The following is a 14,349-nucleotide window of genomic DNA, read 5'->3' on the forward strand; positions in this document are numbered from 1 at the left end:
TCACCCACCCCCGATTTGGCACCGTGCGGGTGGTCGCGTAACGTTCTGTTCACCGACGCGGGGTGGAGCAGCTCGGTAGCTCGCTGGGCTCATAACCCAGAGGTCGCAGGTTCAAATCCTGCCCCCGCTACAAAAAGAAACAGCAGGTCAGGGGCGGTTTCCGGAGAGATCCGGAAGCCGCCCCTGATTCGCGTTTTCGGCGCTTGTCCGCAACCTGTCCGCAGTCGTTGCCGTGTGACGTCGGTCCCGACGGCCGTGGATCTGCGTGGATCCGAGTGGACGGACTGGGAAATCTCGTCCGTGAAATGTCCGCGGCCGAACTCCGGTGGCAGAGCCATGATGACGACATGGACGGCGACGGGGAGTAATGGCTTCGGCTCGATGAGGCCGCTGACCGCCTCGGCCTGCCGCGACCGTCGGTCGAAGGGCTCCTCGGCCAGAGGATCCTGGTTGGCCGTCCCTCTGCGGGCGGCGTGATCATCCGGGAAGCCGATCTGGATGTCTTCTGTGCGCAGCGAGTTGCCAGGCAGCGCGAGGCCCTGGATGAGCTGCGGGCTCTCGAGGACTTGTTGGACCGGATCTGACGCGCCGGACCAGTTGTCTTCCTATCCCGGAAGCTCGGCGAACCTCTGGGAGCAGGTGGGGCATTCGGGCAGGGCTTTGTGATCCTGGGTCGGCACGAAGAACGTGCCGCAGAGCGCCCGCACGGCAGTGCCCTCGATCGTGCTTCCAGCCAGGTGCTTTCGATGGCTGAAGTGGCTCACGGATCCTGGCGCGGATGTGGCCAACGTGCCCGAGCGGACGTGTTCATCGAGCGCAGTGAGACGCTCAGTCCAGGCCCCGACTTCGCCGATGTTGGAGTACGTGTCCTTGTATCGGTCCCAGCGCTGTTCTGGCGGGTCGATGGAGTTCAGGACTCGAGCAGTCAGTTGCCACATCAGGTTGCTCCATGCGAATCCTGCGGCTGGCACGATCTCGACGACGACCTCATCGGCCACGTAGTCGTCGTCCCTGACGGCGATTACCGAGATCTCGACCTGGGCGAGCCCGCCCTTGCCGGGGATCGGATGCTCGACCGCCAGCTGCGCGGCGCCTCCTTCGTGAATGGTGCGCAAGACGTCCCTGACGAGCCTTTGGACGCCGAGCTCCCACTCTGTCATCAGACGGGCTGCCGTCTCCTGCTTGAGTAGGCGAATGTCGTCCTTGGAGGGGAGCCAGTCGCTGATGTCGCCAGAGTCGTTCTCACGCTGGACGCGCTGGTAGAAGTCGTCGCGGTCCTGGTGCCCGCCTTTGGCCAGGCCGGCGACGACTAGCCAGCACACGCCGGTTTCGTCGTCCTGCCAGACGCCGCCTCGCCACTGTGACTGCTTGATCTCGAGGAGTCGCAGCTGCGCCGCGCTGGCGACCGGACCCACGTAGTTGTCGTGCGCCGCGTCCGGACCGAAGGATTCGGTTGCCTTCGCGATGATCGGGTGTGGCAGCTCGCTCACCGGATGCAGTTCGCTGTGCTGCCCGGCTGCGATCCTTCGCTGCGGGACAGGGGAGTCCCAGCCCGACGTCAGGTCCTCCTTGAGCACGCGAAGCGTGGGACGGGCTCGACGGTTGTGCACCCGCCCATCTTGCCGAACGGTGCCGACGAAGATCGCCAGACCCGCTCAAGTCAGAGCAGGTCGGCGATCTCGTCGGTCGCGGCGGCAGCGGTCTGGCGCTGGTGGGCGAAGCGCTCGGCGAGCTCACGGCGGTCGCGCTGGCGCTGCTCTTCGAACTGGAGCAGGTCGGGAACGCGGATGCGACGATCGCGGCCGACGCGATGGAACACGATCTCTCCGCGGTCGAGCAGCTTGTAAAGGTGCGTGCGGCTCATGCCGAGTCGCTCGGCAGCTTGGCTGGGTGTCACGGTCTGAGAGCCGTCGATGACGACGACGACGTCGTCGCCTTCGCGCACGCAACGACTCAGGCTCATCAGGACATCGCGAAGCTCGGGACCAGCGGTTTCGGCGAACTTGTCGAGTTCGTCGAGCTGGTCGGCAGGGATGTTGGAGGTCTCAAGAGTCTTCATGGGTGCACCTACGTTGGAGGTAGTGTCACAGGTGATTCAGATGACACAGATGACACTAGGTTAGCTCGGGGTCCGACGCAATCGAAATCCTTGCGTTGTGCATCACGTCGCCCACGTGCTGAGCGCCTCGAGTTGATGGTCCTCGATGCCTCTGCGGGGCGCGATCCGGATGATGAGGCAATCGTGGCCGCGGAGCAGCCGCATCGCGTCGCTCCGCGTGTTCCAGTCGTCGAGCCACGCGAACGGCCGGTCGCCGACGTAGGCGAGGATGGCACTCGCCTTCGGGCTCTCGAACGGCGCGTCCTCCAGTGCTCGCGTGGCGTCGAGTGGCACCACGGGCAGCGACGCCAGGCCCAAGCGTTGCGCGACGCCGTTCGCTCCCTCGTTCCAGGTCGTGGCCCAGGCCAAGTCGTACCTGTCGGCGAGGGCGAAGAGGCGCCGTGCGCCAGAAAGGTGGACCTGCATGTGGCTCAATATCTGCAGATCGGTGAACCCGGGGAGCCGTTCGTCCCGGTGATTGTAGGGCGAGAGGAAGCCGTCGACGTCGATCAGGAGCAGTGGTCGCTCGGCGGATCTCTTGCGGGGATGTTCGGCGATGGTCGTCCAGCCGATGCCGGAGTGGTCGATCACCTTCGGTCGGCGGTCGATCACGACGTACTGCCGTTCGGGGTCCAGGTGTCCGCACTCGGCCACCAGTGCACGGACAGCCTCTGGGTCAGGAATGGAGCCGTCGCTGACCAAGCGGGGGAGGATGATCGTCGGAGCTCCGCTTTGGACCAGGGTCCCGCCGACGGCCCACGGACGGTCGTGAGCGGCGGCCCATTCAAGGACCTCGAAAGCGGCATGCCCGCCGGCGGGCGCGAAGCGACCGCCCCAGGCGAGAATCGTGTGCTCGGTCCGTACGACGATCCCGGTGCCGTCGGCCCAGAGGAGCTCGAAGTCCGTCTCCTCATCGGACCAGCGTTGCAGCACCGCGGGGTCGGTCACGTTCATGCACTCGTAGGCGTTCTCGATCGCCTCCGGCGACGCATGCTCGCCGACGTGCCGGATCGTGGGCTCGCTCAAGGGTGTGGCCTGTCGAGTGTCCGGGCCATGACGCTCACGGCGCCGGTTCGCACGAGCTGGTCGATCGCGATGACGGCGATGAGCGCGTGCTCGTGGCAGAGATTCGCCGGCTCACGCCAGTCGACTGCCTCTCGGAGCAGGTCACGGAGCTCAGTGACCCGCGCGAGGGTCGCCAACCCCTGTGGAATCGAGCCTGCGTTGACCGCCCGCTCGAGGAGTTCGGCCAGCACGGCAGCCCCGCCCTTGTTGATGGACGGCGACTTGTGCTGCGCGAGTCGATGTTGAAGCTCGCGGCGGATGCTGTCCGCCGTCGGCGTACCGGCTGAGGATGGCGAACGACAGGTCCAGCAGACCCAGGTCGTCACGTTTCCGCTACGCCCGGCGGGCAGCTTGAAGATCCGCCCCGCCGACCTCAATGGGTCCGCCGCACAGCGGGCACGTGCCGGGTCATGGGCGTTCGGCAATTGCGTGCCCAGGACCTGCGTTCTCCTGATTCTGTCGGGCCGGCCCCATAGAGTTTCGAGAGGAGCGAGGGAGTGAAGGGAAACCGAGTGGCAACGTCAGATCAGTTCATTGTCGACAACACAGCAGAGGATTGGAAGGCACTCCAGTACGTCCGCGAGTGGTGCGACATCAGCTCGGCGATCGACATCGCCACCGGTCACTTCGAGATCGGAGCGTTCCTCGCGCTCGACGGTGCCTGGCAGAAGGTTGAGAAGATCCGCCTTCTCATCGGGGGCGACACCAGCCGCACCACAGCCGACGCCATTGCAGCCGCCCTCGACACCTCCATTCTCGAGGAACGACAGAACGGTGACGCCTTCCTCACCGGGGTGGACGCCGTCGTTGACGGCATCCGCGCCGGCAAGATCGAGATTCGGGTCTACAAGCCCAAGAAGTTCCATGCGAAGGCCTACATCACCCACAGCAAGCTGAAGGTCGTCGGCTCGGCAGCGCTCGTCGGCTCTTCCAACTTCACCCGCCCCGGGTTGACCCAGAACGTCGAGCTGAACGTGAAGTTCCAGGGTCCCGAGGTGGCCGACCTCCAAGAGTGGTACGAGAGCCACTGGGACGAGGCCACGCCGGTCAACCCCGAGCTGCTCGCCGTGCTTGAACACAATGTGCGTGAATTCACCCCTTTGGAGGTCTACGCCAAGGCGCTGCACGCGCTGACCGCGAACGTCGATCCCACCGACAAGTCGTGGGAGGAGTCCGACTCCGTCATCTACCCCCTGCTCGCGCCCTACCAGCAGGAGGGATTCCACTCGCTGATCGAGATGTCACGACGGTGGAACGGTGGCTTTCTCACCGACGGCGTCGGACTGGGCAAGACGTTCGTCGGGCTGATGCTGACGGAGTACTTCGCCGTGCGCCATCGCAAGAACGTCCTCATCATGGCGACGAAGACCGGCCAGGACGCCGTGTGGAACCCAGAGCTCAAGGAGAAGCTGCCCGAGCTGTTCGGACAGTTCTCCAACGTGCTCGTCCGAGCCCACACCGACCTCACGACACAGAAGGGTGCCGACGAGATCGAGCATCTGGCAAAGCGCGCCGACGTCATCATCATCGACGAGGCGCACAATTTCCGGAACCACGGCAAGAACCCGACGGACGAGAACCCATGGGGATCGCGCTGGTGGCGGATGCACGAGATCTGCAGGCGGAAGACCGTCTTCCTTCTCACGGCAACCCCAATCAACAACTCACTCTTCGACCTTGTGCACCAGGCTGAGCTCTTCACCGGGGTCGATGCCGACAGCCACTTCGCGAGCATCGGTATCAACAGCCTGCGGAAGTACGTCGTCAGCCTCGAAAAGCCGTTCAAGACGGCAGTGCCAGATGCCACTGCGATCGCGGATCTCATGGCGAAGGACAAACTGTTCCAGTCGATCATCCACCAGAACAGCCGCAAGTATGCCGTCGAGAGTTCCAAGGTCGTCGGCGGCTCGGAGGTCGTCTTCCCCGAGACACAGGTGCCCCGAGTTGTGCCCTACGAGTTCGGGACGCTCTACTCCCCGCTCTTCACCGAGTTGCAGAACGCTTTCAGCCGCGCCACCCCCCTCTTCGTGCTGCCGATGTACTACCCCTTGGCGTTCTCGACCAACAAGGACGTCGACACCCGAGCGGAGAACCGCCAGCGGCAGGTGGTTGCCCTCATCCGCACCATCTTCCTCAAGCGGTTCGAATCGAGCCTCGCCGCATTCGCGGGCTCTTGCCTCGACCTGTCGGCCAAGGTACTCGGCTGGCTCGACGTGAATACGAAGGTGGATCCGGATCAAGAGAGCCGGCTGACTATTTGGCGTGCCGCAAATGAGCCGACACTCCAGGCGATCCACGACCGCTACCGCGCAACGCTGGATGAGGTGTGGCGCGAGGAGGACCTCACCGAAGAGGAGCTCAACGAACTCGATTACTACCTCGTCGGCGGTGAGTACAGGTTGCAGGACATGATCGACGCGGCCTTCGACGATCTCGATCAGCTCGCGCGCTTCATGGATCTGATCCTGGGTGGCGCAGGCGTGGACGACAAGTACCTCAGCCTCCGCGACCTCCTCATCGGTCAGTCCAAGGGGTCGAAGGAGAAGTTGGACAAGGCCGTCTTCACGCCCGAGTTCCGCAACGAGCCCGTGATCGTCTTCACCGAGTTCGCGGACACCGCCCGCTACCTCGAGGAGCAACTCCGAAAGGATGGCCTGGTCGACGTCGATCGCATCGACGGCACACGTGGCAACGACCGCTACGCGATGATCAAGCGGTTCGCGCCCTTCTACAACAAGGTCTCCGCAGCCGACCGCAAGAAGCTCGCGCCACTCCGTGTACTGGTATCCACCGACGTGCTGAGTGAAGGAGTGAACCTCCAGGACGGCAGCCTTCTCGTGAACTACGACATCCATTGGAACCCTGTCCGCCTGATGCAGCGCATCGGTCGCGTCGATCGCCGGATGAACCCACAGATCGAAAAGGAACTGATCAAGGAGAGGCCCTCAGCGAAGAAGTCGCGCGGCCACATCCAGATCCGAAACTTCCTGCCTCCGGCAGAGATCGAAACTCTGCTCACGCTGTACAGCCGCGTCCAGAGCAAGACGCTCATGATCTCCAGCACGCTCGGTATCCCGGGCGGCAAGCTCATCGACGAGTCCGACGTGTACGACGACGTGAAGGTCTTCCAGGCATTCAAGGACGAGTACAACGGGGACGTCGCCCCCATCGAAGAGCTACGTCTCAAGTGGCTCAACCTGGTCAGAGAGAACCCCAACCTGCACGAACTCGTCACGCGCCTGCCCGATGGCATCTCCACGGCCAAGGTGGGCAAGCCCTCCGGCGTGTTCATCTGCCGCCGCGTCCCCGTGCTCACCAAGGCGGCCGACGACGACAGCGAGGCCGAGTGGACGATCGAACCGGGTGAGATCGAGTGGGCGCTCCGTACTGCCGAGGGCGTCGAGCGCGCCCTACACGCGGTCGACGGAGCGATCGTCGCCGAACCCAGCACGCCGCCCGCCGCGTTCAGCGACCGCTCGAAGCTGTACCCAGCGCTGCGCGAGTTCGAGAGAAACGAGACCAAGAGGCTTCGCAAGGAGACCCAGTTGCCGATGGATGCTCCGACGCCGAAGACGATCTGCTGGATGGAAGTGCGATGACTGCCAACGAGAGCCGCCTCCGGCAACTTCTCAAGGCCGCACCGAAGTCAACTGACCACCTCCTGACCCTGCTGCTCGACGGCCTCGACTGGCCGATCCCCGACGGCCTCACCTGGGACGACCTCCAACTCGAGTGGGAACCGGAGGAGCTCCACCTTGATCCGGAAAAGGTCGCGAGGCTCAAGCACATCTCTCAGATTCCGCAGCTTAAGAAGGATCAGGCGTTTGGCGTCTGGGTGTTGGAGTTCGACGGCGGCCGCTTACCAGTCGGCGCGATCCGCCGCCTCGTACAGCGTCTCGTCAAGAACGAGCGCGCCCGCAAGGGCAGCGGCACCCACGCCCAATGGGATCTTCCTGACCTGTTGTTCTTCTGCCTCTCCGAAGGCAACGAGCACCTCCTGCACGTCGTCAACTTCCGCGAGAAAGACGGCAAGCGCGTTCTCAATGTCCTTTCCTGGAGCAACGAGCCGACCTCGGCCCGACTTGACCTCCTGGTACGCCGTGGCGTGCCTGACCTGTTCTGGAATTCCCCGAATGGCCCCAAGATCGTCCTGAGTCCGGAATTCGGCAAGGGATTTCGGGGCTACCGTGAGGGCATCCGGTCAGCCAAGGCACTATCGGCCCGCATGGCTGAGGTTGCTCAGGACGTCCGCGACGAAGTTCGTGCGCTCTACGAGGTCGAGACCGAGGGCGGTCCGATCCGGGCCCTCTTCAACGACGTCCGCGAGCAGCTGCTGGGGAACCTGACCCCGGACCGGTTCGCGGATGTCTATGCCCAGACGATGGTCTACGGGCTGCTCACCGCGCGCATCGCGCACCCCGAGGAGTTCAAGGCTGACCAGTCAGTCTCCGCCCTGAAGTTCGACAACGAGTTCCTCGACGCGATCTACTCGCGCTTCCGTGATGACTCCGATGGGGTCATCGACGTTGATGAGCTGGGGCTGAACGAGCTTGCGGAGCAGCTCGCGGTCACGGACGTCGACGAGCTGCTCGCCGACTTCGGTGCCGACAACCAGCGCGACGATCCCGTCGTCTACTTCTACGAGGAGTTCCTCGCACAGTACGACCCAGGCCAGCGCAAGGACTTGGGCGCGTTCTACACGCCCCTTCCGGTCGTGCGCTACATCGTCAAGACCGTCGACGACGCGCTGAAGTCGTTCGGGCTGCCGCTTGGTGTCGCGGACGCCACTACTTGGGCCGAGTACGTCGAAGCGAACCCCGACATCGACATCCCCAAGCGCGCCAACGCTGGCGACGCAGTGGTCTCGATGTTCGACCCCGCGAACGGGACCGGCACCTTCCTCGTCGAATGGCTGCGCCAGGCGAAGCGCAACGACAAGGAGGGCGGCGAGGCGGCCGCGCTCGCACATGCCTCCGCATGCGAGATCTCGCTCGCCTCCTACGCCGTCAGCCACCTCAAGGTTTCACTCGACATCTCCGAGAATCTCCGGGCAAAGGCACGCCTGCCCATCTACCTCGGCGACACGCTGGGGGCCAAGCACCCACAGGTGATCGAAGCGCTCGCCGACCCGATCAGCACCGAGGGCGCACACGCCGATGAGGTCAAGTACGACTGGAACCACAACGTCTTGATCGGCAACCCGCCCTACGACCGCGTCGAGAGCAACGGCACGGGCGGTTTCATCACGGCGCTGCAGGAAGGCGCATCCCGGTCGTTGTTCGACGACATCTTCGACGATGCGAAGAAGCACGTCATCTTCAGTTCCCACGCCAGCCTGTACAACCTCTATGTCTACTTCTGGCGCTGGGCCATCTGGAAGGTCTTCGAGGAGAACACCGGGCCGGCCGTCGTTTCGATGATCACCGCTTCGTCGTGGCTCGACGGACCAGGATTCCTCGGCCTGCGCCGACTCGCCCGTGAGGTGGCGGACGAAATCACCGTCGTCGACCTCCACGGCGACAACAAGGGCACCCGCAAGGACGAGAACGTCTTTGACATCGAGTCGCCGGTCGCGATCGTCACCCTCGTCCGCCACGGCAACGGAGATCGAAGCAAGCCGGCGCCGGTGCGGTACGCCAGCTACCGGGGCACCCGGGCCGAGAAGCTCGCCGCGCTCACCGATCTCGCCGCTGGGAAGACCACGCTCACCACCCTTGAAGCGAGTACCGACTGGCACGCGCCCTTGATCCCCACTGCAGGCGGTGCCGACTGGGCGGCGTGTCCCAAGGTGATCGACCTCTTTCCGTGGCAGCAGCCGGGGTCGATGATCAGCCGCACCTGGCCGGTGGCCCCGACGAAGGAGTTGCTGGAGGAGCGATGGGAGCAATTCGTCGCGACGAATGTGCCCGGCGAGCGGTTGAAGTACTTCGCGCCCTCGAAGACCGGTCGCAGCATCTCCACCAAGGTGCCGGGCATGACGAAGCTAGTCGACCTCAAGCCAGGCGACGCTCACGAACCCATCGTCCGCTTCGGAATGCGCTCGTTCGATCGGCAGTGGACCTTCGAGGACCCTCGCCTCGCTAAGACCGAGAGCCCGTCGCTCTGGGCATCTCTGTCCAACAAGCAGGTGTTCCTCACGACCATGACGACCACCAGTCTCGGCGGCGGACCGGCCGCCACCCTGACGACGGCCGTGCCAGACAAGCATCATTTCCGCGGCTCCTACGGCGGCAAGGACATCGTCCCCCTGTACCGCGACGCCAAGGGCACACCTAATGCGGACACGGCGGCGCTCGAGATCCTCGGTGACAAGCTCGGCGCCAAGGTCACCGTCGAACTGCTCTTCGCCTACACCTTCGGGGTACTTGCTGGCACCGACTACACCGAGCGGTTCCACGACGCCCTCGAGACGCCCGGCCCCCGGGTGCCCCTCACCGCCGAACCCGGGCTGTTCGTGCGGATGTCGCAACATGGCGAGAAGCTGATGTGGCTCCAGACCTTCGGCGAGCGCTTCGGCGCTGGCACGCTACCGACCGCGGGCATCGAGTGGCAGCCCGAGCCGTCGCGCCTCCCGGAGGCGAAGACAGACATAAAGTTCGATGCCCCCACCGAGACCTTGAAGGTCGCCGACGGAGTACTCACCGGCGTGCCCGAAGAGGTCTGGACGTTCGAGGTCAGCGGAATGGACGTCATCCCCAAGTGGCTTGGCTACCGCATGTCGAAGCCGGCTGGCCGCGCGGCTTCCAGCGCCTCACCGCTCGACCACATCCGACCCGCTGCTTGGGCGCCTGAGTGGAGCCATGAGCTCGTCGAGATCGTCGCCGCCATCAAGGAGACTCTCGCGATCGTGCCTGACGGAATTGCCTTGCTGGAGCAGATCCTTGCGGGCCCGCTCATTCCCGCTGACGAACTGCCTCCCGTGTCCGACGCTCTGCGCAAGCCGCCAAAGGGCGGCACGTCATCTGACGACGCCGCCTTGTTCTTCGAGGACGGGATGCTTCCTGGAACGCAGGGCGAGGTGATCTTCTGATGAGCTTCAAGCCCAACCTGTCGGTGAAGGAAGGGCTCGACCACCTCGCGAAGAGGCTCGATCCGATCATCGCCGCGAAGCTCGCACCCAACCTCGGCGGCCACCCGTGGACAGTGGTGCTCGACCTCCTCGACCAGAAGAAGGGTTTCTCGGGCAGCTACCAGCACTGGACCTACGACCTCCAGGCTCAGCTCCGAATGCTCACCGAGCGGCTCGGCGACTTCGGTTACCCGTTTGATGACAGGCAGCGCGCAGTGAGCACCATCGGCAACGAACTCCGCATTGTCCGCAAGCAGATGGCGCACATGTACGACTTCTCGGTCGAGGAAGCGTTCCGCGCCAACGACTTCTGCGTCCGCCTCCTGGAGCACTTCAACGACGACGGTATGGAGGATGCACGGAGCATTCGTCACGAGGCGCTCGCCGCACTCGCAGTGGAAGCGGGAGTCACCGAGCAGGCTGCCGAAGCGTCTGCCACGCCACCCGCCTCGCCCGCTCCAGCTCGTGCCGAGGTTCCCACGCCCGGCGACGCCGAGGGCGCTGGCAACCCCGAGGTCGTGATCCCCGACCCGGAAGTGCTGGAGCGCGAACCCAGCGTGATTGGCAGCAAGCGCCTGGAGTTCGAGCCATGGACTGTCGTTCCGGTGGGCGGGGTCGAGGTCCTCGATGACCTGCCCAAGAAGGTGGCTAAGGAGAAGGTGCGCGCAGTCGCCGTCGAGATCGCGACGTACGAGGGTCCGATCCATCTCGATCGACTCGTGGACAAGACCGCTCAGTCGTTCGGACTACAGCGCGTCCGGGCGAACCGTGAGAAGAAGATCGCCTACCAAATCAGGCAGGCCGGTCTCTTTGTCGACGAGGACAAGTTCGTCTGGCCCCGCGAGATCGACCCGGCGACGTGGGCCGAGTTCCGCCCCAACGACAGCACCGCCGACCGACCGTTCGTCTACATCAGCCCCGTCGAGATCGCCAATGCCGCTCGTTTTGTCAAGGCGAAACACGCCGACATCTCGGACGAGGATCTCGACGTCGCCGTACTCCAGACCTTCGGCCGCAGGCGCGCACCAAACAGGTCGCGGGGCACCTCGCCAGAGCGAAGGAGTTGCTGTGAGCGTTCTCTACCGCGCCGTATGGACTGACAGGACCCCCGCCGCAAGTCTCGAAGACCTCCGCCACTGCACGGCGGCGTGGGCGCAGGAGACATCGGATCCCGAACCGCTCGTGGAAGGGCAGACCGATCTGGAGGTCTCGCAAGGCCGCCATCGTCGCATCGACTACCGGCCTGTTGGCGCTACCGCGTTCGAGCTCAGATCCAGCGACCACAAGCCGGGTGATGCAGCTGTCTGGACAACTGTTATCAGGGTGGTCGCCGACGATGCAGTTACCCACGCCCTCGTCGAGAACCGCATGGAGTCTGACGACCTCACACTCCGCGTCGCGGTAGGGCGGCCGAAGATCGTGCACGAGTTGCTGGCGGTGGCAGGTAAGCCATCACTTGGTGGCAGCGCGCTCCTCACCGAGCCGCAAGCCATTCCTGCCGCAGGCATGGCCATCCTCACCGACCTGCTGGCCGCCCCGAACCGAACCCTGCCGCTGATCGTGTGTTCTGAGCCGGGTGGCCAACACGATGGTCGGTGGCTGATGTGGGCCAACAGGATTGCGACGCGCGTCGAAGGGGTGGCGGTCGTCGTCACGCTCGACAACGATGCCGTCACGGCCTTCAAGGATGTGCTCGGCGGTCTCGCCGTCTGGGGCGGTGGAATCCGGGTCTACACGCCACATCCGGTAACGCCGGACGCCGATGGTTGGCGGCACCGGTACTACCAGCGGGCCCGTCTGCACGACGCGACTCAGGCGACGATCGATCGGATCGTCTACTCGGTAACGCAACTGTCCGCGCGTCGACGCGTGCCCGATGTGTTCGCTGTCTTCGCCGAGCAGACCGGTCTTCCTGCCGATGCCCTCGACGGAATGGTCCCTGCGGCCGAGCTCGAGGAAGCACGGCAGCAGTGGGAACTCGAACGAGATGTCGCCATCGCCGACCACAGCGAACTGGAGAAGGCCCTTGCGAAGGCCAATGGTCACCTCGCCCGGCTTAAGGAGGCGCTGATTGCGAGAGGACTGGGCGAGATCCTCTGGGGGACGCAGCACGAGATCACGACGGCCATCCCCGACGAAGTACAGGACACATCCGAGGCCGTACTGGCTGCCCAGACTTACCTGTCGCGATGGCTCGCCGTCCCCGACTCGGCGCCACGGGACCTCGCTGACATCGACACCGCGCCGAACTCATTCGCCTGGGGAAACACGACGTGGCGAGGGCTGCGCGCACTGGCTGCCTACGCCGAGGACCGTTCCAACGGGTGGAACAAGGGCGGCTTCTGGGAGTGGTGCGCCGAGGGTCCGCTGCTCGGCTGGCCCGCGACGACGAAAAAACTCTCGATGAGCGAGAGCGAGACCGTCCAGAACAGTGACAAGCTCCGCCGGACTCGGATCTTCAAGGTCGATTCGGCGGTCGACCCATCGGGGGAGATCACGATGCTCGCCCACCTGAAGGTCTCGGAGGGCGGGGGCAACCTCGCGCCACGCGTGTACTTCCATGACGACACCGGCGGCTCAACGGGCAAGGTCCACGTCGGACTAGTTGGCCCGCACTACCTGGTCCCCAACAAGTCCAAGAACTGAATGGCACTTTGATGACGGCCGAGTCCGACCTGCGCCGGTACCGCGAGCAGGCCATCCAGTTGCGGACGCAGATCAGCAAGGCGTCGGCGACCGTCGCCGACAAGCGGAAGAAGGCTGCCGCCGCTCGCGCTGCCGCCGACAAGACGAAGTCGGACGCCACAAGGCGGTCGAAGGCGCGCGAGGCCGAGTCGGCTGAGAAGGCAGCGAACGAAGGCGAGAAGAAGCGATCGTACCTGGAGAAGAAGCTCGCTGACGTCGAAAAGAAGATCGCCACGGCGCAGGGGAAGTACGACAAGGAGCAGCAGGCGAGCCAGAAGAAGGCGCTCGATGCGATCAAGAAGCAGAACGCGGCTGCTGCTCGCCAGTTCGCCCCACCTCGCCGCCTGGGTGATCCGCCGCGCGAACCCTTCGCTCCCGATCGTCATCCCGGCGGTCTCTCGCCCCGCGCGTTCGAGCCCTTCGTATCGGAGAACGATGTCTTCCTGTCCTACGCGAGTGAGGACAAGGACGAAGTTGCGCGGCCCCTCAAGGGAGCGCTGGAAGCACGCGGTCTCTCTGTCTGGTTCGACGAGATCAAGATCAAGGGCGGTCTGAGCATCCGCCAAGAGATTGAGAAGGGGATTGCCCGCGCTCGGTTCGGCGTCGTCATCCTTTCGCCGGACTTCTTCGCCAAGCAGTGGACGCAGGCGGAACTCGATGCCCTGTTCAGCAAGAAGACGAGTACTGGCGAAAACCTCATCCTGCCGGTCTGGCATCGAGTGACCAAGGATCAAGTGCACGCACAGTCGCCCCTGCTCGCTGGGATCTTGACTCTCAACACCTCGCTGATGACCGTCGACGAGTTGGCGGACGCCCTGGCCGAGGCTGTCCGTCCGTAGTGTCGGTCTCGGCCCGTCCGGCTTAGTTTCGCGACGCGTACCTGAGCGTCCCATACGAGCTCGACGTACCGGGCGACCCAGTACATCCGTGCTCACGAGCGCCGATGGACCGCTTCGAGCGCGTGGAGGTTCTTCTGATCGGCGTCGGGCAACGCGTGGAGGTACTTCTGCGTCGTCTGGATCTGGTGGTGGCCCATCCGGTCCATAACCGACTCGAGGTCCGATCCGCCGGCCAGCAGCCAGGAAGCGTGCGCGTGGCGGAGGTCGTGGACGCGGACGGGGAAGTCGACGCCGCTGGCCTGCACTGCGGGAAGCCAGACGCGGGTTCGGAAGCTGTTTCGGGAGATCGGCGTCCCGACCTTGGTGGTGAACAGCAGGTCGTCGCGGCCGATCTCTTTGACACGCATGTGCTCGGCGATCGCATCGAGCCAAGCCTGGCGAACGCCGAAGGTGCGGGGTTCGTTGCTCTTCGGGTAGGGCTTGACGATGAAGCGCTCGCCGGTGGGGGAGTGGGCCTTCGAGGTCTCCACGATCGTCTCCTCCACGCTGATCGTGCGGCGCAGGAAGTCGATGTGGCGAGGCCGCAGCGCGAT

The 14,349-nt window shown here is 64.5% G+C and carries 10 protein-coding genes and 1 tRNA gene; 6 read left to right on the plus strand and 5 right to left on the minus strand.

Annotated features, from left to right (window positions below):
* Window positions 1–56: 56 nt before the first annotated feature.
* Window positions 57–130 (plus strand) — tRNA-Met (locus KK617_RS10795).
* Between the two features lie 475 nt (window positions 131–605).
* Here the strand turns inward: KK617_RS10795 and KK617_RS10800 are convergent.
* From KK617_RS10800 to KK617_RS10815, 4 genes are all read right to left on the minus strand, one after another.
* Window positions 606–1,577, minus strand: coding sequence for a DUF3039 domain-containing protein (locus KK617_RS10800; RefSeq protein ID WP_277500008.1), 972 nt, complete (start codon window positions 1,575–1,577; stop codon window positions 606–608).
* Between the two features lie 83 nt (window positions 1,578–1,660).
* The gene (locus KK617_RS10805; protein ID WP_277500009.1) at window positions 1,661–2,059 is read right to left on the minus strand and encodes a helix-turn-helix domain-containing protein; all 399 of its coding nucleotides are present in this window, start codon (window positions 2,057–2,059) and stop codon (window positions 1,661–1,663) included.
* Between the two features lie 102 nt (window positions 2,060–2,161).
* On the minus strand, window positions 2,162–3,124 hold the full coding sequence (locus KK617_RS10810; protein WP_277500010.1) for a hypothetical protein: 963 nt from the start codon (window positions 3,122–3,124) through the stop codon (window positions 2,162–2,164).
* Window positions 3,121–3,489 carry a hypothetical protein gene (locus tag KK617_RS10815; protein WP_277500011.1) on the minus strand — a complete coding sequence of 123 codons (369 nt, stop codon included), beginning with the start codon at window positions 3,487–3,489 and terminating at the stop codon, window positions 3,121–3,123. Before KK617_RS10815 ends, KK617_RS10810 begins: the two co-directional genes overlap by 4 nt.
* Window positions 3,490–3,660: 171 nt before the next feature.
* Between KK617_RS10815 and KK617_RS10820 the strand changes: the two genes are divergently transcribed.
* From KK617_RS10820 to KK617_RS10840, 5 genes are read left to right on the plus strand one after another with little or no spacing between them, the layout of a single operon-like run.
* Window positions 3,661–6,762, plus strand: coding sequence for a helicase-related protein (locus tag KK617_RS10820; RefSeq protein ID WP_277500012.1), 3,102 nt, complete (start codon window positions 3,661–3,663; stop codon window positions 6,760–6,762).
* The gene (locus tag KK617_RS10825) at window positions 6,759–10,193 is read left to right on the plus strand and encodes a type ISP restriction/modification enzyme (protein ID WP_277500013.1); all 3,435 of its coding nucleotides are present in this window, start codon (window positions 6,759–6,761) and stop codon (window positions 10,191–10,193) included. The genes KK617_RS10820 and KK617_RS10825 overlap by 4 nt, the downstream gene beginning before the upstream one ends.
* Window positions 10,193–11,332 (plus strand): DUF3320 domain-containing protein, encoded by a 1,140-nt coding sequence (locus KK617_RS10830; protein ID WP_277500014.1) that lies wholly within the window; start codon window positions 10,193–10,195, stop codon window positions 11,330–11,332. Before KK617_RS10825 ends, KK617_RS10830 begins: the two co-directional genes overlap by 1 nt.
* Window positions 11,301–12,878, plus strand: a complete 1,578-nt coding sequence (locus tag KK617_RS10835) for a hypothetical protein (protein ID WP_277500015.1) — start codon at window positions 11,301–11,303, stop codon at window positions 12,876–12,878. Before KK617_RS10830 ends, KK617_RS10835 begins: the two co-directional genes overlap by 32 nt.
* Before the next feature lie 11 nt (window positions 12,879–12,889).
* Window positions 12,890–13,756: a TIR domain-containing protein gene (locus tag KK617_RS10840; protein ID WP_277500016.1), complete on the plus strand. Its 867-nt coding sequence runs from the start codon at window positions 12,890–12,892 to the stop codon at window positions 13,754–13,756.
* A gap of 92 nt (window positions 13,757–13,848) precedes the next feature.
* Here KK617_RS10840 and KK617_RS10845 read toward each other — a convergent pair.
* A partial coding sequence (locus KK617_RS10845; protein ID WP_277500017.1) for a tyrosine-type recombinase/integrase occupies window positions 13,849–14,349 on the minus strand: 501 nt, incomplete at its 5' end.

The sequence above is a fragment of the Nocardioides sp. ChNu-99 genome (genome assembly GCF_029493445.1).
Classification (GTDB): domain Bacteria; phylum Actinomycetota; class Actinomycetes; order Propionibacteriales; family Nocardioidaceae; genus Nocardioides.